Here is a 21,450-nt window from a genome sequence, read left to right on the forward strand (position 1 = left end):
TCCGGTGTTCTCGATCTTCTTGGTCGTTGATCGATCTACCGGAGACCTCGCCTATTTGATCAACGACACGCCGAGACCGCGCATCACTGCCGATGTTGACCGGTACGGACTTCGAGACACTGCCTAGGTCGGGGAAGCGTTGGAACAACTGGCGCAATGCCCACGCCGCCACCATTCGGGCCAGGCCCGCGCCCAGGCAGCGGTGCTGGTCGCCGTGGTCGCCGTGGTCGCCGCGCGCCAGAACCGGGACGAGGACACCGCCCAGGCGGCGACTGTGCCTGCCGGCCAGCTGTACCCGGTGGTGCGGTCCGCGAAGACCCGGGTGCTGGACCGTTCACCACGGGCGCCGAGCGGGTGGTGCCGCACTTCGTGGCGGTGACCTCGGCACTGATCCGGCCCGCGTCCATGACGGCGTCGAATGGCCGGACACTCCCTCGGCGCGTGCACCACGATGGCCATGACGGGCGCCTACCAGACCGTCGACCCCGCCGCCCCCGCCACCAGCGTCACCGTCGCCTACCTGCGCGACGACCCCGCCGCGCGCGCTTTCCTTGCCGCGGAACCGAATCCGGTCGAGGTCGCCGGCGGCGACGTGGTGGACCTGCGCCGCAAGTGAGCCGCGGTCACCAGTTCACGTCGTCCAGGATCTCGACCACCGCGCAGGACAGCGCGATCCCGCCGCCGTTGCCCATCATCAGCACGTGGTCGCCCGCGCGGACGGCACCGGTCTCGACGAGGTGGGTCAGGCCGGCGACGTGGTCGTTGACACCGAGGTGGCCCACGCCGCGGCCGTAGTCGAGCAGGCCGCGTTCGGGGGCGATGCCCAGCGGGGTCAACAACCCTCGCAGGTAGGCGATCCCGCCCGTGAACACGTGGGTCACCCGGGTGATGGCCGCGGGCGTGACGCCTGCCTCGGCGAGGGTGCGGGCCGCCAGGTCCGACCGCGCGGCACCCAGTTCGTCGCGCAGGGCGGCGAAACGGGCGGGATGGCGCTGGGCGAACTCGGCGACCCGCGCGCCGATCCGCATCGGTTCGCCGACGGTGCACGGCGGCGGGAACACCGGGGTGTCGCCCCGGTACATCTCCTCGTACTCCGGCAGCGTCGTGGTGCCGATCGCGCGCAGCCGGGCGAATCCCGCGCGCCGGGACAGCACCACCGCGGTGCCCGCGTCGCCGAGGATGGAGCCGCGGTTGGTGGTGGCGCCCGCCAGGTAGCGCCAGCGGTCCACCAGCGCCACGCCGAAGTTCTCCGCCCCGGTGACCAGGGCGGCCGTCCCGCCGGTCGCGGTGAGGTAGGCGCAGGCCAGTTCTAGGCCGCTCAGCATCCCGTTGCACGCCTGGCGCACCTCGAACGCGGGCGCGTGCCCGCCGACGGTGTGCCGCTGCACGTAGTTGTGCGGAGACCAGCCGTCCGGGCCCTGGTGGAAGAACGACGCGTGCAGCACCAAGTCCACTTCGGACGGCGCGTGGCCCGCGCGGTCCAGCGCCCGGCGCGCCGCGAACACCGCCATGTCCGGTGCGGACACCTCGCCCGCCACCGCCGCCCCGGTCCACCCGTCGCGCTCGCACGCGTCGGCGTCGTAGTCCCCGCGGGCCACAGCGTCCACAGTGGACACTGACGCGGGCAGGTACGCGCCGAGTCCGGCGAGGTACACGTCCCGCACTCGCACCGGGAACCCCCTTCTCGCACCGGTCGTCACCATCATGGCGGTTCGGGCGCCCCGGCGTACATGCCCGCACCTGCGGCGGTCAGGGGCATATCAGCGACGGCTGTTACCAAGGATGTTCAGACCAAACCGTGGTGATCGGCTCGGCACGGGGGCTCCGACTGAATCGAGGTTGCCGATGACCGTCCTCAGCGAACGCGGGTGGACCGCGCCCGGCGGGCTCGTTCGGGACGTGCGCCGCGCGGGCGCGACCTGGGCGGGCACCCTGGCGGTGGCGCGGCAGGACCCGTATTTCTTCGACCATCCGCTCGATCACCTGCCGGGCATGGCGCTGGTCTGCGGACTGCTCGACCTGGTGCGCGGCGCCGACCTGGGGCGCCCCGAGCGGCCGGGCGCGCGGATGACGCTGTCGCTTGAGTTCCCGTCGTTCTGCGAACTCGGCGCGCCGGTCGCGCTGGAAGCGGTGCGCCGGAACGAATCCGGCGCCACGCTGCGCGCGAGTCAAGCGGGCCAACCGGTCTGCGAGGGCACTGTCGACTTCCGCCCCACCGCGACCCGCCCGGCCCGCGGCGCGCCCCCCACGACGCCGCGGCGGGCCGACGCGACGCAGGTTAACCGGCGACGGCAGGAAAACGTGCTCATCGCGCAGCCGGTGATCGGTGCCGAGGTGTCCTCGGTCGAGATCCGCCGCCCCGCGCCGGGCCACCGGCTGGCCACGGCGCCGGGCGCCCCGCCGCGCGCCGAGACGCTGCTCGACGCGGCCCGCCAGTTCGGCACCCTGGTGTGCCACCTGGAGTTCGGCCGCGCGCCCGACACGACGCTGGTGCTGCTCGGGGTCGACCTCGACGTGGTCTGCGGGCTCACCGGCGGGATTCGGCTGACCAGGGCGCGGACCGAGGTCCCCCGCAGTCGGCACCGGTCGGGGTTCGACATCCTCGCCGACGGGGAACCCGCGGGCCGCGTCGACTTCGACTATTTCGCCGCCAAACCCGCGGTGTACCGCCGGATGCGCGGGGAGGTGCGGGTCGCGTGAGCGAGCTTGCGAGCGAACCGATGTCGCAGAGCGAGCTTGCCGGTGAACCACTGTCGCAGAGCGAGCTTGCGAGCGAACCGATGGCAGAGGGCATCCGCGTGAGCACTCAAGTCGTACGGCGGTTCTCCGCCATGGCGCTGGCCGCGCTGCTGACCCGGGTACTGTTCGTCGCGGGCACCGCGCTGCTGGCCGTCCGCGCGGTCACGCACCTCGCCGCAGGCGGCACCGTCCACCTGGCCGCCGGGCTGCTGATGGTCGCCTACCTGGCCTGGGTCGTGCTGGAGATCCGGGTGACGTTCAAGGACCAGTCCGCCGCCGCGGCCGAGAGCGGCACCCTCGTCGCGTACGCGTCGTCGCGGACGCTGGTGGGGATCTGCGCGGTGCTGCCCGCGGTGCCGTGGTCGGGTTGGTCGCCGTGGCTGCTGGTGCCGGTCGCGGTGTTCGGCGCGGGCATCGCGCTGCGGTTCGCCGCGATCCGGGCGCTGGGCGCGCAGTACACCCACCAGGTGGTCCGCCGTGACGACCACGTGCTGGTCACCGGCGGCCCGTACCGGTTCCTGCGGCACCCCGCGTACTCCGGGATGCTGCTGGCGAACGCGGGTTTCGTCGCGTTCTTCGCCAACCCGGCGGCGGTGTTCGCGCTGGCGCTGCTCGCCGCCGCGCTCGGCTGGCGCGTGGTGACCGAGGAGCGGGTGCTGTGGCCGCTGCCGGGTTACCCGGAGTTCGCGGCGACCCGGCCGCGCCTGATCCCCGGGGTGTGGTGATGACGCTCATCGCCCCCGGCGACGACCGGCTGCTCGACGCGACCGCGGTCGGCCACAAGTTCGCCCGCCAGGAACGCCTGCGCCGCAAGGACTTTGCGGTACCGGAGTTCCACTGTGTACCGGTGGCCGAGTTCGACGCCGCCACCGTCGGCCTGGTACCGCCAGAGTCCACTTCGGACGGTGAGCTGATCGCGTGGTCCCGCGCCGCGAGGGACGCCGTCGCACCGGTTTCCGCCGCGCTCGCCGCCGATCTCGTGGCCGCCGCCGAGGCGATGGGCGGGCTGGTCGCGGTGCGGGCGTGTGTGGTCGCCGACGAGCGCGGGGTCGGGGAGGACGGCGCCACCGACGCGTTCGCCGGGCTGACCGACTCGTTCCTCTACGTCCGCCCGGCCGACGTGCCCGCCGCCGTCGCGCGGTGCTGGGCGTCTGGGCTGAGCGCGGAGTCCATTGTGTACCGTGCGCGTCGGGGGATGCCCGCGGCGTCGGCGCGGGTCGCGGTCGGCGTGCAGCGGATGGTGTCGGGCGCCCGGTCGTTCGTGGCGTTCAGCCGCGACCCGCGCACTGGCGCGGCGTGCGGCGTCGTCGCGGCGGCGCACGGCATCGGCGAGGGGGTCGTGCAGGAACGCGCCGACGTGGACCACTTCTACCTCGACGCCGCCGGGATCCGCTCGGACGTGGTGGTCAAGCGGTGGATGGTGGCCCGCGGCGGCGACGGCCCGGTCACCACCGAGGTGCCCGCCGACCTGGCCGAGCCCCCGGTGCTGACCGAGGACGAGGTCCGCCGGGTGCTCGACCTCGCGGCCCGGGTCGAGGCGGTTTTCGGTCTGCCGCAGGACATCGAGGGCACCATCACCCCCGACGGCCGTATCCACCTCGTGCAGGCCAGGCCCGTGGTGTTCACCACCGCCGCACCGCGAATCCCGTGGAGCAACCACAACATCACCGAGAGCTTCCCCGGGGTGTCCGGCGCGCTGACCTACTCCCAGGCCCGCGAGTTCTACCGGCTCGCCTTCCGCGACGCCTACCGGCGGCTGGGGGTGTCCGAGCGCAGGCTGCGCACGGTGGAACACCACCTCGACCGGATGGTCGGCCTGCTCGACGGCCGGGTCTACTACCGGCTCGACGCCTGGTTCGCCCTGCACGGCCAGATCCCGGGATTCCCTTTGGTGCGGCCGTTCTGGGCGCAGTCGATGGGCCTCGACACGGTCGCCGCGCCGTCGCGCGCGGACGTGCGGCGCGCGCTGCCGACCGTGCCGGGACTCCTGGTCCGGCTGGCCCGGCTGCGCGGTTCGGTGCGCGGATTCCTCGGCTGGTGGGACACCCTGGTCGCCGAGGCCGACGGGATGGACGGGTGGTCGCCGGAGGAGCTGATCGCGTTCCATCGCGGGCTGTGGGCGCGGGTGGGCGAACGCTGGGGCGTCACCCTGGTCAACTCCGTGTACCTGCTCGCCTGGGCCACGGCCGCCGCCGCGCTGTTGCGCCGCTGGGTCGGCGCCGACGACAAGCGGATCATGGGCGGGCTGCTGCTCGGCGGCGGCGAGAACCGCTCGGTGCTGGGCGTGCGCTCGGCCATCGCGCTCGCCGAGCTGTTCGCCGCCGACCCGGTGCTCGCCGCCCGCGTCCAGGACGATCCCGCCGACGAGGTGTGGGCCGACGTCGTGGCGGACAAGCACGGTGCGCCGGTCGCCGCCGCCGCGGGCGAACACCTGCGCCGCTACGGCGACCGCGCGCTGCACGACCTGAAGCTGGAGGAGCCCGCACCGCGCCAGCGGCCGGGGATGATCATCGAGATGCTCCGCCCGTTGCTCCAGAGTGGACTGTCCGTCGCGGACAGTCGGGCCCGGGAACTGGCCAGCCGCGCCGACGCGGAGCGCGACCTGCGGGCCCGGTGCCCGAACCCCTTGCGCCGACTGGTGATCCGCGCGCTGGCGACCGGATTGCGCTGGTTCGTCAAGACCCGCGAGGACACCCGCTACTGCCGCAGCCAGCTCTACGGCCTCACCCGGCAGGTGCTGTGGCGGCTCGGCGACCACCTGGTCGCCGCCGGGCGGCTCGACGAGCGCGCCGACGTGGTGGACCTGACCGTCGAGGAGGTGTTCGGCGCCTACGACGGCACCCTGATCGACACCGACCTGCGCGCCCTCGCCCACCGCAGGCGCGCCGAGCGGCTCGCCGCCACGGCGCGCCCGGACCTCGACGCCCGGTTCGGCACCGCCTACGACCGGCCGGTGACCGACGGGCTGCCCGCCCGGATCGTGTACTCCCCCGGCGCCGATCGGCCCACGGAGCTGCGCGGCCTGCCGTCGAGCACGGGCGTCGTGCGCTACCCGGCGCGGGTCGTGCTCGATCCGTCGATCGCGCCGGAGTCCTGCCGAGACCACATCATCGTGGCGAAGGAGACCGATCCAGGATGGCTGTTCCTGATGATGGCGGCCCGGGGCATGGTGGTGGAGCGGGGCACCTTGCTCTCGCACACCGCGATCACCGGCAGGCTGCTGGGCATTCCGACGGTGGTGGCGGTGCCGAACGCGACCGCGCTGATCGAGGACGGGGCGTGGATCGAGGTGGACGGCGCGGCGGGCACGGTGCGGGTGCTCCCGGACGTGGCCTAGCGGCGCGCCTCGGCGCCTACATCGCGGGCAGCTTCCCGCCCGCGGCCTACGTGCCGCTGGCTTTCCTCTGGGCGCTCGGCGCGACGGCGGCGTGCGCACTGACCGACGCCCGGTTCACCGGCTGGTTGCCGGACTTCGGCGTGCTGGTCGCGGCGGGGACGCTGCTGGTCGACCTGCTGGTGCTGCGGGCACTCGACGACATCCGGGACCTGGACTACGACCGCGCACACAACCCCGACCGGCCGCTGGCCCGCGGCGCGGTGTCCACACCGGACTTGGCGGTGCTGGTCGCGGCCGGGGCGGCGGTGCTGGTCGCGGCCAACATCTGGCGCCCGGCGGTGCTCGCGGTGCTCGCCGTACAGCTCGGCTACGTGGGCGTGCTGATCGTGGTGGACCGGTGGTTGCGGTGGCCCTCCGGCGACGCGCTGCTGGTGAACTTCGTGGTGAGCCTGCCGGTTCAGTTGTCCCTCAACGCTTTCCTCTACGCCGGGCTGCTGCACTCGGCCGGGCTCGGGCCGTCCTGGTCGGGCGCGGTCGGCGTCGTGGTGGCCACGGTGTTGTTCGCGCACTTCGAGTTCGCCCGCAAGACGACCCGGGCGCCGCGGCCCGCCGAGCGCACCTACGTCACGGTGCTCGGCGTGCGCGGCACCGCGGCCGCCGGGCTCGGCTGCGCCGTGGTGGCGATCGCGCTGCTCGTCGCCGCGGTCCGGCCGTGGTCGCCCGCGGCGCTGGTCGCGGTGCTGCCGCTGGCCTTCCCGGCGGTGGCGGCGGTCCGCTTCCACCGCGACCGGCCGACCCGCTGGCCCTACGGCCTGGCGGCGGCGTTCCTGCTCGCGGGCTTCGCCTGCTTCGTACTCGCCAACCTCGTGGAGAGAGTGACGCTGCCGTGACCGACCTGCCGTCCTTCCCGTTCGCCGCGGGCCCGCGCTGCGAGCCGCCCGCCGAGTACGCCGAGATCCGCGGCTGCCCGGTGCTGCCCAGGGTCACCCTCGCCACCGGCCGCGAGGCCCTGCTGGCCACCCGCCACGCCGACGTCCGGCTCGTGCTGTCCGACCCGCGGTTCAGCCGGGCCGCGTACACCGACGGCACGCTGTTCGCCCGGTCCGCGGAGTCGCTGCCGCTGATCACCGTCGACGCGCCCGACCACACCCGGCGCCGCTCGGCGGTGGCGCACGCGTTCACCGCCCGGCAGACCCGCGAGCTGGCGCCGATGGTCGAGGAGATCGCCAAGCACCAGATCGCCGAACTGGCCGAGGCGGGCAGCCCGGCCGACCTGGTCGCCGGTTTCACGGTGCCGTTCACGCTGCGGGTGATCAGCCGCGTCCTCGGGGTGCCCGAGGCGGATGTGGCGCTGTTCAAACCGTGGGTCGACCCGATGATGTCCATCGGCCGTTACCCGGCCGAAACGGTCGCGCGCGCGCACGCTGAGTTCCAGGCGTACTTCGCCGAACTCGTCGGCCGAATCGGGACCGACCTCGCCGCGGGCCGGGCCGGGCCGGGTCTCATCGCGGAGATGCTGAACCCGCGCAGCCCGGAGCGGGCGCTGAGCGTCACCGAGACGGTGGTCATGGCCGCCGGGATACTGGTCGCGGGCTACGAGACGACGAGCAACGCCCTGGCGACCGTGGTCCACCACCTCCTGAACCGTCCCGAGTGGACAGTCGGGACGGCTCGGCTCGGCCCGGCCGTCGAGGAGATCCTGCGGTACGTCTGCGGCAACGGCACCGGCGGCGTACCGCACGTGGCGACCGCCGACGTCACCCTCACCGACGGCCAGGTCGTGCGCGCGGGCGAGGTGGTGGTGCCGATCCCGGACGCCGCCAACCGCGACCCGGCGGTGTTCCCCGACCCGGACCGGCTCGACCCCGACCGCCCGGCGAACCCGCACATCGCCTTCGGCCACGGCGCGCACCACTGCCTCGGCGCCGAACTCGCCCGGCTGGAGCTGCGGGTCGGCGTCACCGCCCTGCTGGCCGCGTTCCCGGGGCTGCGGCTCGCCGTGGCCGACGCGGACCTGCGGTGGCGCACGGACATGTTCGTGCGCGGCCCGTGGGAACTGCCCGTCGCGTGGGACCACCGATGACCGCCCTTGCCCCGGCCCCCGCGCTGACCCCCGACGCGCTGCTGACCGGCACCCGATCGGTCCGCAGGCGGCTCGACCTGGACCGGCCGGTGCCGATCGACCAGATCGAGGAGTGTCTGCGGATCGCCCAGCAGGCCCCGTGCGGGTCCGGGCGCAACACCGCGCACTGGATCGTCGTGACCGACCCCGAGATCCGCGCCGCCCTCGGCGCCCACTACCGCTCGGCGTTCAACGACCAGACCGCCGCGATGCCCGCGCTGACCGGCGTCCACAAGCGGTCCTTCGACAGCGCCGCCCACCTCGCGCGGCACCTCGGCGAGGTCCCGGCGCTGGTCCTGGCCTGCCTGGCGACCGGCGGCCCACTGCCCGCCGGGAGCCAGGCCGACCTGTGGGCCTCCCTGATGCCCGCCGTCTGGAGCTACATGCTCGCCGCGCGCGGCCGCGGCCTGGGCACCACCTGGACCACGACCCACCTGCGGCACGAGCGCGCGGTCGCCGACCTGCTCGGCATCCCCGTCGGTGTCCACCAGGCGGCGCTGATCCCCACGGCGTACTACCGCGGCACCGACTTCCGCCCCGCCGCCCGCCCGCCGCTGCCGATCCACCTCGACCGCTGGTGATCAGCCGGTGGCCGCCCGCAGGTCGCTCTTGAGGATCTTGCCGGTGGGGCCCTTGGGCAGGCTCGGCACGAACCGCACCTCGCGCGGGTACTTGTAGGCCGCCATACGCTCCTTGCAGAAGGCGATCACGTCTTCCGCGCTGAGGTCGGTGTCCGGCTTGCGGGCGACCACGGCGACGACCTCCTCGCCGAGCCGGTCGTCCGGCTTGCCGATCACGGCGGCCTCGGCGATGTCGGGGTGGGTGTAGAGGACCTCCTCGACCTCGCGCGGGTAGACGTTGTACCCGCCGCGGATCACCAGGTCCTTGCTGCGGTCGACGATGAAGTAGAACCCGTCCTCGTCGACGTAGCCGAGATCCCCGGAGTGGAACCAGCCGCCGCGGAACGCCGCCGCGGTGACCTCGGGCAACCCCAGGTAGCCCTTCATCACGTTGTGGCCGCGGATCACGATCTCGCCGATGTGGTCGGGCCCGACCGGCAGGGGCTTGTCGTCGGCGTCGACCACACGCATCTGCACGCCCCAGATCGGCTTGCCGATGGAGAGCACCTTGCGATTCTCGGCGCTGGTGTTGAACGACGCCGTGCTCGCGGTCTCCGACAGCCCGTAGCCCTCCAGCACGACGATGCCGAACTTGTCCTCGAACGCCGCCAGCATCGGCCCGGGCAGCGACGCGCCGCCGGACACCGCGATCCGCAGCGCGGACAGGTCGCGTCCGGTGGTGTCCTGCGCGGTGAGCGCCTGCAGCATCGTGGGCACGCCGCAGATCACGGTGCAGCGGTCCCGCTCGACCGCGTCCAGCACCGGCCCGGGCTCGAACCGGGGCACCACCGACAGCGTGCCGCCGTAGCGGAGGGTGACGTTGAGGACCGAGGACAGCCCGAAGACGTGGAAGAACGGCAGCACCGCGAGGGTGATGTCGTCGGGCAGGGCGCCGAAGAGGCCGCCCGCGGTCGTGCAGTTCATGTAGAGCTGGAAATGGGTCAGTTCGGCGCCCTTGGGTTTGCCGGTGGTGCCGCTGGTGTAGATCAGCACGGCGGTGTCGTCGGCCTCGGTCGGGTACAGCTCCTCGACATCGCCCGCGGGCGCCATCAGGTCCGACATCGGGCGCACTTCGGCGGCCAACGGCGCGCCGGTCACCGGCAGCACGAACACCTGCGCGTCGCCCGCGCCCTTGATGGCCTCGTCGGCGACCATGTCGAAAGTGATCAGCACCTTGGCGCCCGCGTCGGCGACGTGGTACTCGATCTCCGGCGCCTTGAGCAGCGGGTTGAGCGGCAGCAGGACCATGCCCGCGCGCACGGTGCCGAAGTACGCGACGAGGAACTGCGGCACGTTGGGCAACTGCAGGGCCACCACGTCGCCGGGGACCATGCCCAACTCGGTCAGCCCGGCGGCGAACCGAGCCGACTGGTCTTCGAGTTCGGCGTAGCTCACCGCCGTACCCGCGAACAGCATCGCGGCCTTGTCCGGGGTGGCGATAGCCGACTCCCGCAGGATCGTCGCCAGGTTGAAACTCACCGTGCACCTCCTCGGACAGCGCGCCAGCGGCCGGAACACACCGCGCATCTGTCTCGAATCACAATGGATGTTGCCTGCTTGGCCAGATCAACCTAGCCTCGGGGTGAGACAAAGCATAGGATTGTTTCAACGCGATGGCCAGGAGGTCATCGGCACGCGAAGAGAAGGGGGCAGGCATGCCGAACGGTGCCGAAGCACCGTCGCTCGGCCTCTACCTCACCGAGCCCGCGCGCGGCGTCCTCGACCTGGCCGCGCTCCCCCTGGCCGCGCCGTGGCTCTACCGCGCGCCCCGCGGCGAAGGCCGACCCGTGCTCGTACTGCCTGGCCTGCTCGCGGGCGACGCCTCCACCGCCGTGCTGCGCACCTTCCTGCGCCACCTCGGCCACCGCGCCTACGGCTGGCGCCTCGGCCGCAACTACGGCCCCGGCGCCGCCGTCATGACCCGACTGCCCGCGATGCTCACCACGCTGGCCGAGCGGCACGACGGCCCGGTGTCGATCGTCGGCTGGAGCCTCGGCGGGATCTACGCGCGCGAACTGGCCAGGCAGAACCCGAGCGTGGTCCGCCAGGTGATCACCCTGGGCAGCCCGTTCGCCCAGATCGACGACCGGCAGAGCCGCGCGCAGAAGGTCTACGACCGCTACGCCCGCAGCCGCGGCGTGCACCCCAGGACACCGACCCGCGCCGTGCTCGCCGCGCCCATCGACGTCCCGGTGACCGCGGTCCACTCGCGCCGCGACGGGATCGTGCACTGGCAGACCTGCGTCGAGACGCCCGGACACCAGAGCCAGAACGTACGGGTCCGGTGCAGCCACCTCGGCTACGGCCACGACCCCGCGGTGCTGTGGCTGATCGCCGACCGGCTCGCCGCCACCACCTGGCGCCCGTTCGAGCCGCCGCGCGCGCTGCGAATGCTCTACCCGGCGACCCCATGACCGCCCCCGCGCCGTGGGCGTTCGCCCAGCCGTGGGGCGCCACCAGCTACGTCACCGACCTCGGCGGCCCGGTGCACTGGATCGACTTCGGCGGCGAGTCCGCCGCGCCGCCGATGGTGCTGGTGCACGGGCTGGGCGGCTCGCACCTGAACTGGTCGCTGGTCGGCGCCGCGCTCGCCGAGCACCGCCGCGTCGTCGCCGTCGACCTCGGCGGCTTCGGCCTGACCAGGCTGCCGCCGCTGCGCGCCACCGTGCAGGCCAACGCCCGGCTGGTCGACCGGTTCGTCCGCGAGATCGTCGGCGCGCCCGCGATCCTGGTCGGCAACTCGATGGGCGGGATGGTGTCCATCCTGCAGGCGAGCGCGCGGCCCGCCGCGGTGGCCGGGCTGGTGCTGATCGACCCCGCGCTGCCGGTCCCCGCGCAGCGCCCGGACCTGCAGGTCGCGCGCCGGTTCCTGCTCTACGCGGTGCCCGGCCTCGGCGAAGCGACCATGTGGCTCACCCGGCGGCGGACCGGCTCACGCGAGCTCGTCCAAGCCGTGGTCGACCTGTGCTTCGCCGACCCGTCGCGCGCGTCGGCCGCGGTGATCGACGCGGGCGTGCTGCTCGCCGACGAGCGCCGCACGACCAAGGGCGCCGAGGTGTCCTTCATGGCCGCGGCCCGCTCGCTGACCGCGGTGCTGGCCCGACCCGCGCGCTACCGGGCGATGCAGCGGGACCTGCCGATGCCGGTCCTGCTCGTGCACGGCGACCGCGATCGCCTGGTACCCGTCGCCGCCGCCCGCAAGGCCGCGGCGGACAATCCCCACTGGGACTTCGCGGAGTTGACTGGCGTCGGACACACACCGCAGCTCGAAGTGCCCGACCTGGTGGTGGACCGAATCCTCGGATGGACCGGCAGGCACCCGACCCTTGCCGCACGCTAGGAGAACCCCATGCAGCAACTCAGCGGTCTCGACGCGGCGTTCCTGACCCTGGAGACGCCCACCTCGTCCGGGCACGTCGGCGGGGTGTGCCTGCTCGACCCCAGCGACGCGCCGACCAAGCTCGACCTCGGCGCGCTGATCGCGGTGATGGCCCAGCGCGTGCCGCTGGTGCCGGTGCTGCGCCGCGCCCTGCGCACCGTGCCGCTGGGCCTGGACCAGCCCTATTGGATCGACGACGAGAACTTCGACCTGGAGTTCCACGTCCGCGAGGTCGCGGTGCCCGCCCCCGGCTCGGACGCGCAGCTCGCCGAGCAGATCAGCAGGCTGCACTCCCGGCCGCTGGACCGCTCGCGGCCACTGTGGGAGATGTACCTGATCTCCGGGCTGAGCGAGGGCAGGCTCGCGGTCTACACCAAGGTCCACCACGCGGCGATCGACGGCGCGTCCGGCGCGGAACTGCTGACCGTGCTGCTCGACATCGACCCGAACGGGCGCGAACTGGCCCCGGCCGAGCCGTTCCGCCCGCAGCGCCCGCCGACCGCGGGTGCGCTCATCGCCCGGGCGGCGTGGTCGATGGCCTCGCGGCCGGTCGACACCGTGCGCATCGGCCGCGGCCTGCTGCAGATGCTGCCCCAGGCGCGGACCGTGTTGGCGCCGATGATCGGCGGCCTGCTCGGCCTCGGCACCAAGGGCGACGGCGCCGTCATCCCCACCGCCGCGCTGCGCCCGCCGCCGACCCCGTTCAACAGCGCGGTCACCCCGCACCGCAAGTGGGCCTATCGCAGCGTCGACCTCGCCGACGTCAAGAAGGTCAAGAACGCCTTCGGGGTCTCGGTGAACGACGTCGTGATGGCGATGTGCGCGGGCGCGCTGCGGCGCTGGCTCACCGACCACGACGCGCTGCCCGCGACCCCGCTGGTCGCGATGGTCCCGGTGTCGGTGCGCGACGAGGCGAGCAAAGGCAAGCTGGGCAACAAGGTCTCCGCGATGCTGGCCTCGCTGCCCACCCAGTTGGCCGACCCGGTGCAGCGGCTCAAGACCGCGCACAACGCCACCAAGGTCGCCAAGTCGCAGCAGGCGGCGATCCCGCCCGGCCTGGTGGAGAACATCACCGACTTCGCGCCGCCCGCACTCGCCGCGCGCGCGGCGCGGGTGGTGTTCGCGACCGGCGTGCTGCACCGGCTGCCGCCGTTCAACGTGGTGATCTCCAACGTGCCAGGGCCCAACGTGCAGGCGTACCTCGGCGGCGCGAAGGTGCTTGCCTACTATCCGGTGTCGGTGGTGCTGGACGGACAGGGACTCAACATGACCGTGCACGGCTACCGCAACGGCCTGCACTTCGGGCTGATCGCGTGCCGCGAACTGGTCCCGGACATCGACGCGATGGCCGGGTACCTGCTCGTCGAACTCGACCTCCTGCTCAAGGCCGCGGAACAAGTGCAGACGGCGCCCTAGATGTCGGTCCCGCGCGTTCTGCCGCCCGACCACGACGTCGAACGCGTCGTACCGGAAGGCGTCGCCGCACCCGCGTCGATCCCCGCCGACGTGTTCGCGGCGGCCGTCGCGTCCTATGTGGCCGGTCAGCGACTGGACATGCAAGGGTTGGCGCGCAAGCTTTGTGTCGGCAGAGCCACCCTCTACCGCCGCGCGGGCAACCGGGAACGGCTGCTCGCCGAGGTCATCTGGTGGCGCTCCCGACACGCGGTCGCCGACGCCCTGCACAACACCGCCGGACTCACCGGCGTGCCGCGCCTGGTCGCGATCATCGGCGCCGTGCTGACCGCGTCCCGCCGCGACTCCGCGCTGCGCGCCTTCCTCGAAGCCGACCCCGAGACCGCGCTGCAGATCCTCACCGGTGCGGACAGCCGGGTGCAGAACGGCATGATGGCGGTGCTCGAAACGCTCATCGAAGTGGAGACCGAACGCGGCACACTGCGCGTCGGGTTGGACAAGTCGCTGCTGGCGTACGCGATCCTGCGCATCGCCGAGGGCTTCCTCTACGCCGACGTGATCGCCGACCGCACCCCCGACGTCACCACGGCGCTGACCGTGATCGAGGCCCTGCTGCGCGGCCTGGACAGCTCGACACCCTGACGCTATCCGAGCCGGTTAGTACAGGATGCCGCTCTCGATCGCGCTAGCTGACCGCGTCCAACTCCGGCTTGGCCAGATCGCTCAGGCTCACCAGCGGCCGGGAGCCGACGTGGGAAATGATCTCCGCGGCGGCGATCGAGCCCAGCCGCCCGCAGGTCGGCAGGTCCAGGCCGTGGGTGAACCCGTAGAGGAAGCCCGCCGCGTAGGAGTCGCCCGCGCCCGTGGTGTCCACGACCTTCTCCACCGGTTCGGCGGACACCTTCAGGAACGTCGAACCGTCGGCGGACACCAGGGAACCGTGCTCCCCCCGGGTCACGGCCACGACCGCGCAGCGGCCCCGCACCTTCGCCAGCGCCTCGTCGAGGGAGTCGACCTCGTAGAGGGCCCGCACCTCGTCCTCGTTGGCGAACAGGATGTCCACGTCGTTCTCGACCAGGGCGCGGAACTCGTCGCGGTGGCGCACGACGCAGAACGTGTCGGACAGGGTCAGCGCGACCTGGCGGCCCGCGCCGTGGGCCGCGGCGATAGCGAGCCGCATCGCCTCCTTGGCCCGCGGCGGATCCCACAGGTAGCCCTCCAGGTAGGCCACCTTGGCCCGCGCGACCAGGCGCTCGTCGATGTCCTCTTTGCCCAGTTCCACGCACGCGCCCAAATAGGTGCTCATCGTGCGCTGCCCGTCGGGCGACACCACGACCAGACACCGCGCGGTGCCCGGCCCGTCGACGGCGGGCGCGGTCTCGAACAGCACGCCCGCGGCGCGGATGTCGTGGGCGAAAGTGTCGCCCAGGGCGTCGTCGCGCACCTTGCCGATGTAGGCGACGTCGGCCCCGAACGACGCGGCGCTGACGATCGTGTTCGCGCACGAGCCGCCGGAGACCTCGATACCCGGCCGCATCGCCGCGTAGAGCGTGTCGACGCGCTCAGCGTCGATCAGCGTCATGCCGCCCTTGCGCAGATCCTGGGCCAGGATGAAGGCATCGTCTTCGTGCGACAGTACGTCGACGATGGCATTGCCGATTCCGACGATGTCCAACTCGCCATTCACCCCGCCCAAAATCGCTCCCTCAATCGTGGTCGCCGGTAACTGTATCGGGTTGATATCACCACGCGCCAGCATCTCAGATCCCGAACAGTCCACTAACACGTCATTGGGTCTGGTAAAATTGACGATTAACAATTCGCGGGAAATCCCTAGACACTATCTTCGGGACCCGGGATGCCGCGCGCGGGCGCGGGGAGGAAGATCTCCGCCATCGATGCAGTACGCCCCCGCGCGCACACCCTCGCGCCGCACACCGAGGAAGCCCGTGTCGTTGACCCGCCGCAGCGTTCTCGCCGGTATCCCCGCGATCGCCGCAGCCGCCGTCGTCCTGCCCAGGCTCGCCCAAGCCGCGCCCGCCGCGGCCATCGCGGCGCCGCGGCAGAGTCCGATCGACATCCGCACCGACCGTGTCCGCCATCCGCACGGCGTGGCGCCGCTTGTCATCGACTACCCGACCAGCGTCGAACTGGAAGTCGAATACGTCAGCCGGGACAACGCGCCCGCGGGCTGCGCCATTCACGGTCCAGAAGAGACCGTCGAGGCGAGCGGGTTCAGCCGACCGGCCCACATCCGGTATCTGGGGGAACGCTACGACCTGCTGCGATTCCACTTCCACCGGCGCTCCGAGCACACCGTCGACGGACTGCACTTTCCGCTCGAACAGCACTTCGTGCACGCCCGCGAGTCCGACGGGCGGATTCTGGTGCTCGGCCTGTTCCTGGTCCGGGGCGCGGGCGCGCCCCAGGACGACGTGCTCGACGTGCTGCCGCGCGAGTGCGGCACCCCCGTCGGACTGTCCGATGTGGACCTGCGGGCGATGCTGCCCGCCGATCTGGCCACCTTCCGGTACTCCGGTTCGCTCACCACCGCCCCCTACGCCGAGGGCATCGACTGGAACGTGCTGCGCGGCCGGGTCGGCGTCCGCGCCACCACGATCGACCACTACCGCGGACTGTTCCCGCACGGCGACGCCCGGCAGACCCAGCGCCTCAACCACCGCACGGTGCTGCTCTCCCCCGACAACCGGCTCGCCTGACCGGCCGTCACAGCCTGCGCGCGGACCGCCAGGCAGTCGAGTAGTAGCCGCCGTCGTCGAGCAGCGAGGTGCCGCCGACGTCGCCCAGGGTCGGACCGTTGATCCGCTCGCGGCTGGAGATGAACCGGTGGTGGCCGCGGTCGTCGAGACCGAAGTAGATCCCGACGTGATCGAGCACCGCGGGATCGTCCTCGACCTCGAAGAACACCAGGTCACCGGGCTGGAGCAGGTCGTAGGCGGTGGCGCGGGCGCGGGTGTTCGGCACCAGCGCCACCCCCGGCCCGAACTCGGAGATCGCGTACGCCCGGCGGGGAATGCCCGGCCCCTCGGTGTTGGTGCCCAACAGCGGCATGCCCAGCCGGTAGCCGAAGACCAGCCGGATGTAGCCCGAGCAGTCCACCGCGCCGTAGCGGTCGGCGTCGGGGCGTTGGGCGCGAGTGTCCGGGAACGTCCACGGCGTGCCGAGGTAGTCGTAGAAGTCCGACTGCTCCTGCCTGCCCGCGCCGGTCGCCTTGACCGGGCCGAACGACGCGTCGCCGCGGAACCGCACGCCCTCGGCGTCCTGCTCCTCGGGCTCCCCGATCAGGTACTGCGCGGCGACGGCGAGCACGTCCGGGCCGGTGTCCTGCCTGGCCTCGGTGAACCACGGCTCGAACCACGCGGCGTTCTCCTCGCCCGCCTGCCACGGCTGCGGGGCCAACCGCACCCAGGCTGCGGTGTTGATCGACGCCGCCGTCGCCTCCGGCTCGCGGAAGGTGCGCTTCGGCCCGGTGATCACCACGGTCCGGGCGCCGTCGGTGAACACGGCCGCGATTGCCCCCGCCGCGTCGCGCAGCACAGTGCGCGGCGGACCGGTCAGCCGCTCGAAGCCCGGTTCGGCCTGGGCGGACGCCACCTCGCCGGGCCGCGCCGACAGCGGCACCGGACCCGCCTCACCGGAGCGGTCGGAGCCCGAGTACACCCACACCCCCACGGCCACCAGCGCGACCACGGCCACCAGGATCGCCGCGGCGATCACGGGCCGAACCCGAACGTGTGACACCGGTCCCCCAGTCAGATCGTCGGCACCAGACCGGCCAACACGCCGCTGGCCAGCACCCCGTAACCCGCGGCACTGACCGTACCCGTCGCCAGCAGGGTCACCAGCGGCGGTTGTCGGACCAACTGGTAGGCGATCAGCCCGGGCACCACGAAGCCGAGGGTCTGGTGGGCGAACAGCAGCGGGTAGTCCTGCTGGATCAACAGGAACAACGTGGTCTGGAACAGCACCCCGGTCAGCACGACGGCGGCGAACAGCCGCTTGCCGTAGAGGATCACCACGCGCTGCAGCACCTTGACCGCGCCGAAGGTCAGCCCGGCCATCACCACCACGATCGCCGCGCGCCGGTAGTCCTCGATCAGGGTCAGCGCCAGCCAGCCGGGGGTGATCATCCCGCCCGGCGACAGGTTCGTCGTCAGGTAGCAGATCAGCGAGAACACCAGGCCGATCGCGAGGCCGAGGGTAGCCACCTCGGGGGCCAGCGACGCCGCGTTCACGGGCGGTTCCGCGGTCGGGGGGAAGGCCGACCATCGGGCCACGACCGGCGGTTCGGGTGGTGCACCGCCGGGTGCTGGGGCCGGATCGGGCGCGGCAGCGGCTGGTACAGCTCACCGCGCACCACCTGCGTGCCCGCCCGCCGCGTGGGCCAGGGCACGGCCCGAACCGGCGCGGGCTCGACCGGGCGCACCAGGTCGAGGGTGTCAAGTTCGGCGAGCAGCAGCTCGCCCTGGCCGTGGATGTTGCCGATCGCGACCAGCGCCGCGACCCGGTCCACACCGTCGACGATCGCGTCGAGCAGGTCGGCCGCGGCGCGGGCCCCGCCGAGGTCGACCACGCGGTCCTGCCACGCCTCGTCGATCGCGCCGCGCGCACTGCGCGTGGGTTCACCGATCAGAATCACCCGATCGGGATCGATGTCGGCGACGAGCGCACCCATCTGCCGATTGCGCTCCACCCGGTCCGGCCTACAGTTGATCACCAGGTGCAGCGGCCGGGCGATCGCTCGCTGACCGAGCAGCCGCTCGATGTTCATCAGCGTGGACTCCGGGTCGTTGGCCGCGAACACGTTCGCCAGCTTGATCAGCTTGCCGGCCACGGCATACATCTTGACGGTGAGCACACCGGGGTCGGGCGGCGCGGCCCACATGCCCGCCATCGCCGATTGCCGGTTCACCCCCAGCAGATCGGCCACCGCCAGCGCGATCGCGACGTTTTCCTTGAACGTCACCCAGCCGAACCGCGCCATGTCCGCGTCCGACACCGACTCCGGGTCGACCACCACCAGCTCGCAATCCCGCTTGGCGGCCTCACGCGCCAGGATGTCGAGCCGCTCGCGCTCCGCGGTCACACACACCCCACCCACCGGCATCGACCGGCTCAGCGACCTGGCCACATCGTCCAGCGTCGGCCCCATCTCGGCCAGGTGGTCCTCGCGCACGTTGCACAGCACGCCGATGGTGGACTTGATCAGCTTGGCCTGGTTGACCTCCTGCAGGTCCGGCAGCACAGCCATGCACTCGATGACCAGCACGTCGGGCCGGTAGGCCGCGGCCCGACGCACGATGCCGATCTGCTCGACGATGTTGGCGATGCCGAACTTGCGGTACACCGGCTCCTCGCTGCCGTCCGGGTGGATGAACCGGGCCGCGGTGCCGGTGGTCTTCGCCGCGGTGACCAGCCCACCGCCGCGCAGCGCCCCCGCGCACAGCCGGGTGATGGAACTCTTGCCGCGGATGCCGTTGACCAGCACCCGGTGCGGGATGCTGTTGAGCTGCGCGAAGTGCCTGCGCTGCTCGACCACGCCCGCACCGAACATGGCCACGGTCGCGATCAGGAACACGACATAGAGATAGATCACGCCGAGCCCTGGCCGATCTTCGGCCGCCTCGGCGCCGCCCTCGCCGCCGGGCGGCGCGCGGGCGTGGGATGCGGCGCGGGCCGAGGCTCCTCGGCGATCCGGCTCATCAACGTCGTCTCGTCGGTCGCGCCGCCGCGCGGGCGCCGCGCCTCGCCGAGCCTGCCCGCGCCCTGGGTCAACGCCTGCCTGCACACCTCCAGGCACGAGGCGATGGTGCCGATCTCGTCATGGCGCTGCGGGTAGATCACCGAATCCCGATCGCCTGCGACGATCCGCCCGGCCGCCCGCGCCACCCGGCGCAACGGCGAGACCACCACGAACAGGTGCCACCCGAACCCGAGCACCGCAAGCAGCGCGGCCACCAACGCCACCAGCGTCGCGTTGCGCCGCAGGTCGTTGGCCGGCAGCGCGAGATCGGCGATGGGCTGCTCGGCCACGACCGTCCACCCCAACCGCCCGATCTCACCGCCCGCCACGGGCGCGGCGGCCACGATCGCGGTGGCACCGGTCTCCGCGACGGCCACGCCACCCCGCGCCTGGGTGACGCCGCGCCGCGGGCCCTCGGCGGTCAACTCCTCGAACGCGACATAGCCACCGGTCGCGCTGATCGTGCGGAATTCGGCGTCGACCAGCCGCACCTTCCCCGGCGCCTGGCCGAGCAGATCCGCGAGATGGTCGAGGTCGAACTCGCCCACCAGGGTCCGATCGGTGCCCGCCAACGGCACGTGCGCGAAGAGCACCGGCACCCGGCCCGCGCTGTTCTGCTGGCGTACCCCGGCCTTCGCGGGCGGCACCTCGGCAACCCGCAGCGGCGCCCGCCCGGCGTACTCGCCCGCGGCGCCCGCGCCGTCCACCAGGTAGACGCTGCGGTAGCGGGGCTGACCCGCCACGAGCTGGTCGAGCGCGGGCGCCAACGCCTCGGGGCCCGCGCTCGCGGCCACCACCGCCAGATCGGCCAGCCCGTCGTTCATGCTGCGCCGCAACGCCTCGGTGGCCCGCGCCGTCTGGTTGCGCACACTCGTCACGACCGCGCCCGGCACCTGCGCCTCGCCCGCGAGCAACACCACACTCGCCGACCAGCCCAGCACCGTCACCGTCGCCAACACCACCGCGACCAGCACGGGCACGCCACCGCGGGCACCCGCTCGCTCCGGCTCGACCCGCAGCAGCGTCCGCCTGCAATACCGCGCCGCGGCGGCGATCCGCGCGACCTCCCGGACCGAGGACCGGCGAACCTTGGTCCGCAGGTTCCCGCTCGCCACCTTGAGCACGTCGGCGCGCAGCCTGCGCACCGGCCGCACCAACAGCACCCGCACGACCAGGAAGCCGAACACCGCCACCACCGCGAGGGCCGCCGCGGGCACGATGCCCGCGCCGCCCGCCGCCGACACCCCCGCCGGGCCGTAGCCGACCGTGACCACGACCAAGTCCAACGCGGTGGGCTGACCGGAGGGAGACACCCGCACCGCCGCGACCGTGGCCTGCAGACCGTCCGCCGTCGGCCCCAACCTGCTGCCCGGCGCACTCTGACCGGCCACACTCACCAGCCCCGCCACCTCGGCCGCGTCCGCCACGGGCGACGACCGGCTCGCGCCGACCACCTGCCCGGCCGTCGTGGTCAACAGCAGCGATTGGCGCAGCCCGTCGTCGGCACCCGCCTCGGGCAGCCGCACGGTGCTCGTCGCGACAAGCACCCGACCGCCGGGCAACGCGATCGCGGTCACCAGGTGCGGCTCGCCGTTCGCCGCGATGACCGAGCTGACCGCCGAATCGCTGACCGACGCGGGAACCGGGACCTGCTCGCCCCGGGTCGCGACCAGCGCGCGCCCGGAGAACACGGCGACCCCACGCCACTTGCGGTTCTTCACCAGCGTGTCCAACAGCGCGTCCGGCTGCGCGGCGGCAGGCCCGGCCGCGGCGGTACGCAGATCATTGAGGCTCTGGTTGGCCGAGACGCCGATCCCCCGCGCGGTGTCCGCGGCGAGCCGCTCCTGGGATTCGACGAACGCCCGGGGCACCGTGCCCTCGGCCCGCCCGTCCAGCAGCACCGCGGTCAGCCCGGCCAGCGCGAGCAGCAACACCAGTAGCGACATCGAGGGAATGCCCACGCCTGCGGGGAATCCGCTCTCCGGCAACTGGGACTCCAGCCTGCCGGTGGGTCTCACCTTGCCCTGGTCGATCCGGTTTCGCACTGGCTCTCCGAGTTCGGCGAACGCCCTGTCT

Annotated in this window: 19 protein-coding genes; 12 read left to right on the forward strand and 7 right to left on the reverse strand. The window is 72.7% G+C overall.

Features of this window, described 5'->3' with window-relative positions; all coding sequences use genetic code 11:
• Positions 1-418: 418 nt before the first annotated feature.
• Positions 419-616, forward strand: a complete 198-nt coding sequence (locus tag ACT4N7_RS10395; RefSeq protein WP_444828435.1) for a hypothetical protein — start codon at positions 419-421, stop codon at positions 614-616.
• A 7-nt stretch (positions 617-623) separates the two neighbouring features.
• Here the strand turns inward: ACT4N7_RS10395 and ACT4N7_RS10400 are convergent, their stop codons facing one another.
• Complete coding sequence (locus ACT4N7_RS10400) at positions 624-1,670, reverse strand: ketoacyl-ACP synthase III family protein (RefSeq protein WP_444828436.1); 1,047 nt, start codon at positions 1,668-1,670, stop codon at positions 624-626.
• A gap of 175 nt (positions 1,671-1,845) precedes the next feature.
• On the opposite strand from ACT4N7_RS10400, the gene ACT4N7_RS10405 reads away from it, so the two are divergent.
• From ACT4N7_RS10405 to ACT4N7_RS10430, 6 genes are read left to right on the forward strand one after another with little or no spacing between them, the layout of a single operon-like run.
• On the forward strand, positions 1,846-2,700 hold the full coding sequence (locus ACT4N7_RS10405) for a hypothetical protein (protein WP_444828437.1): 855 nt from the start codon (positions 1,846-1,848) through the stop codon (positions 2,698-2,700).
• The gene (locus ACT4N7_RS10410; RefSeq protein ID WP_444828438.1) at positions 2,697-3,464 is read left to right on the forward strand and encodes a methyltransferase family protein; all 768 of its coding nucleotides are present in this window, start codon (positions 2,697-2,699) and stop codon (positions 3,462-3,464) included. The genes ACT4N7_RS10405 and ACT4N7_RS10410 overlap by 4 nt, the downstream gene beginning before the upstream one ends.
• On the forward strand, positions 3,464-6,076 hold the full coding sequence (locus tag ACT4N7_RS10415; RefSeq protein ID WP_444828439.1) for a PEP/pyruvate-binding domain-containing protein: 2,613 nt from the start codon (positions 3,464-3,466) through the stop codon (positions 6,074-6,076). The genes ACT4N7_RS10410 and ACT4N7_RS10415 overlap by 1 nt, the downstream gene beginning before the upstream one ends.
• Complete coding sequence (locus ACT4N7_RS10420) at positions 6,019-6,966, forward strand: hypothetical protein (RefSeq protein WP_444828440.1); 948 nt, start codon at positions 6,019-6,021, stop codon at positions 6,964-6,966. The genes ACT4N7_RS10415 and ACT4N7_RS10420 overlap by 58 nt, the downstream gene beginning before the upstream one ends.
• Positions 6,963-8,159 (forward strand): cytochrome P450, encoded by a 1,197-nt coding sequence (locus ACT4N7_RS10425; RefSeq protein ID WP_444828441.1) that lies wholly within the window; start codon positions 6,963-6,965, stop codon positions 8,157-8,159. Before ACT4N7_RS10420 ends, ACT4N7_RS10425 begins: the two co-directional genes overlap by 4 nt.
• Entirely contained in the window at positions 8,156-8,779 is a 624-nt protein-coding gene (locus ACT4N7_RS10430) for a nitroreductase family protein (protein ID WP_444828442.1), read from the forward strand. The genes ACT4N7_RS10425 and ACT4N7_RS10430 overlap by 4 nt, the downstream gene beginning before the upstream one ends.
• Here the strand turns inward: ACT4N7_RS10430 and ACT4N7_RS10435 are convergent, their stop codons facing one another.
• The gene (locus tag ACT4N7_RS10435; protein ID WP_444828443.1) at positions 8,780-10,297 is read right to left on the reverse strand and encodes a long-chain-fatty-acid--CoA ligase; all 1,518 of its coding nucleotides are present in this window, start codon (positions 10,295-10,297) and stop codon (positions 8,780-8,782) included. It abuts the gene before it with no gap.
• Between the two features lie 176 nt (positions 10,298-10,473).
• Here ACT4N7_RS10435 and ACT4N7_RS10440 point away from each other — a divergent pair, with 176 nt between their 5' ends.
• Genes ACT4N7_RS10440 through ACT4N7_RS10455 form a run of 4 tightly spaced genes read left to right on the forward strand, consistent with a single transcriptional unit; the run spans position 10,474 to position 14,252 of the window.
• Positions 10,474-11,232 (forward strand): esterase/lipase family protein, encoded by a 759-nt coding sequence (locus ACT4N7_RS10440; RefSeq protein ID WP_444828444.1) that lies wholly within the window; start codon positions 10,474-10,476, stop codon positions 11,230-11,232.
• Positions 11,229-12,158, forward strand: coding sequence for an alpha/beta fold hydrolase (locus ACT4N7_RS10445; protein ID WP_444828445.1), 930 nt, complete (start codon positions 11,229-11,231; stop codon positions 12,156-12,158). Before ACT4N7_RS10440 ends, ACT4N7_RS10445 begins: the two co-directional genes overlap by 4 nt.
• A gap of 9 nt (positions 12,159-12,167) precedes the next feature.
• Positions 12,168-13,613, forward strand: coding sequence for a WS/DGAT/MGAT family O-acyltransferase (locus tag ACT4N7_RS10450; RefSeq protein ID WP_444828446.1), 1,446 nt, complete (start codon positions 12,168-12,170; stop codon positions 13,611-13,613).
• Positions 13,614-14,252, forward strand: coding sequence for a QsdR family transcriptional regulator (locus ACT4N7_RS10455; protein WP_444828447.1), 639 nt, complete (start codon positions 13,614-13,616; stop codon positions 14,250-14,252). It begins immediately after the preceding gene.
• A gap of 43 nt (positions 14,253-14,295) precedes the next feature.
• Here the strand turns inward: ACT4N7_RS10455 and ACT4N7_RS10460 are convergent, their stop codons facing one another.
• Positions 14,296-15,297, reverse strand: coding sequence for an adenosine kinase (locus tag ACT4N7_RS10460; RefSeq protein ID WP_444828564.1), 1,002 nt, complete (start codon positions 15,295-15,297; stop codon positions 14,296-14,298).
• 262 nt (positions 15,298-15,559) lie between these two features.
• Between ACT4N7_RS10460 and ACT4N7_RS10465 the strand changes: the two genes are divergently transcribed.
• Entirely contained in the window at positions 15,560-16,330 is a 771-nt protein-coding gene (locus ACT4N7_RS10465; RefSeq protein ID WP_444828448.1) for a carbonic anhydrase family protein, read from the forward strand.
• Positions 16,331-16,337: 7 nt separating this feature from the next.
• On the opposite strand, the gene ACT4N7_RS10470 is transcribed toward ACT4N7_RS10465, so the two are convergent.
• From ACT4N7_RS10470 to ACT4N7_RS10485, 4 genes are read right to left on the reverse strand one after another with little or no spacing between them, the layout of a single operon-like run.
• Positions 16,338-17,348: an NlpC/P60 family protein gene (locus tag ACT4N7_RS10470; RefSeq protein ID WP_444828449.1), complete on the reverse strand. Its 1,011-nt coding sequence runs from the start codon at positions 17,346-17,348 to the stop codon at positions 16,338-16,340.
• 35 nt (positions 17,349-17,383) lie between these two features.
• Complete coding sequence (locus ACT4N7_RS10475; protein ID WP_444828450.1) at positions 17,384-17,866, reverse strand: poly-gamma-glutamate biosynthesis protein PgsC/CapC; 483 nt, start codon at positions 17,864-17,866, stop codon at positions 17,384-17,386.
• Positions 17,863-19,227, reverse strand: coding sequence for a poly-gamma-glutamate synthase PgsB (gene pgsB, locus ACT4N7_RS10480; RefSeq protein WP_444828451.1), 1,365 nt, complete (start codon positions 19,225-19,227; stop codon positions 17,863-17,865). Before pgsB ends, ACT4N7_RS10475 begins: the two co-directional genes overlap by 4 nt.
• On the reverse strand, positions 19,224-21,419 hold the full coding sequence (locus ACT4N7_RS10485; protein ID WP_444828452.1) for a HAMP domain-containing protein: 2,196 nt from the start codon (positions 21,417-21,419) through the stop codon (positions 19,224-19,226). The genes pgsB and ACT4N7_RS10485 overlap by 4 nt, the downstream gene beginning before the upstream one ends.
• Between the last annotated feature and the right edge of the window lie 31 nt (positions 21,420-21,450).

The organism is Actinokineospora sp. (assembly GCF_052390155.1).
GTDB lineage: Bacteria > Actinomycetota > Actinomycetes > Mycobacteriales > Pseudonocardiaceae > Actinokineospora.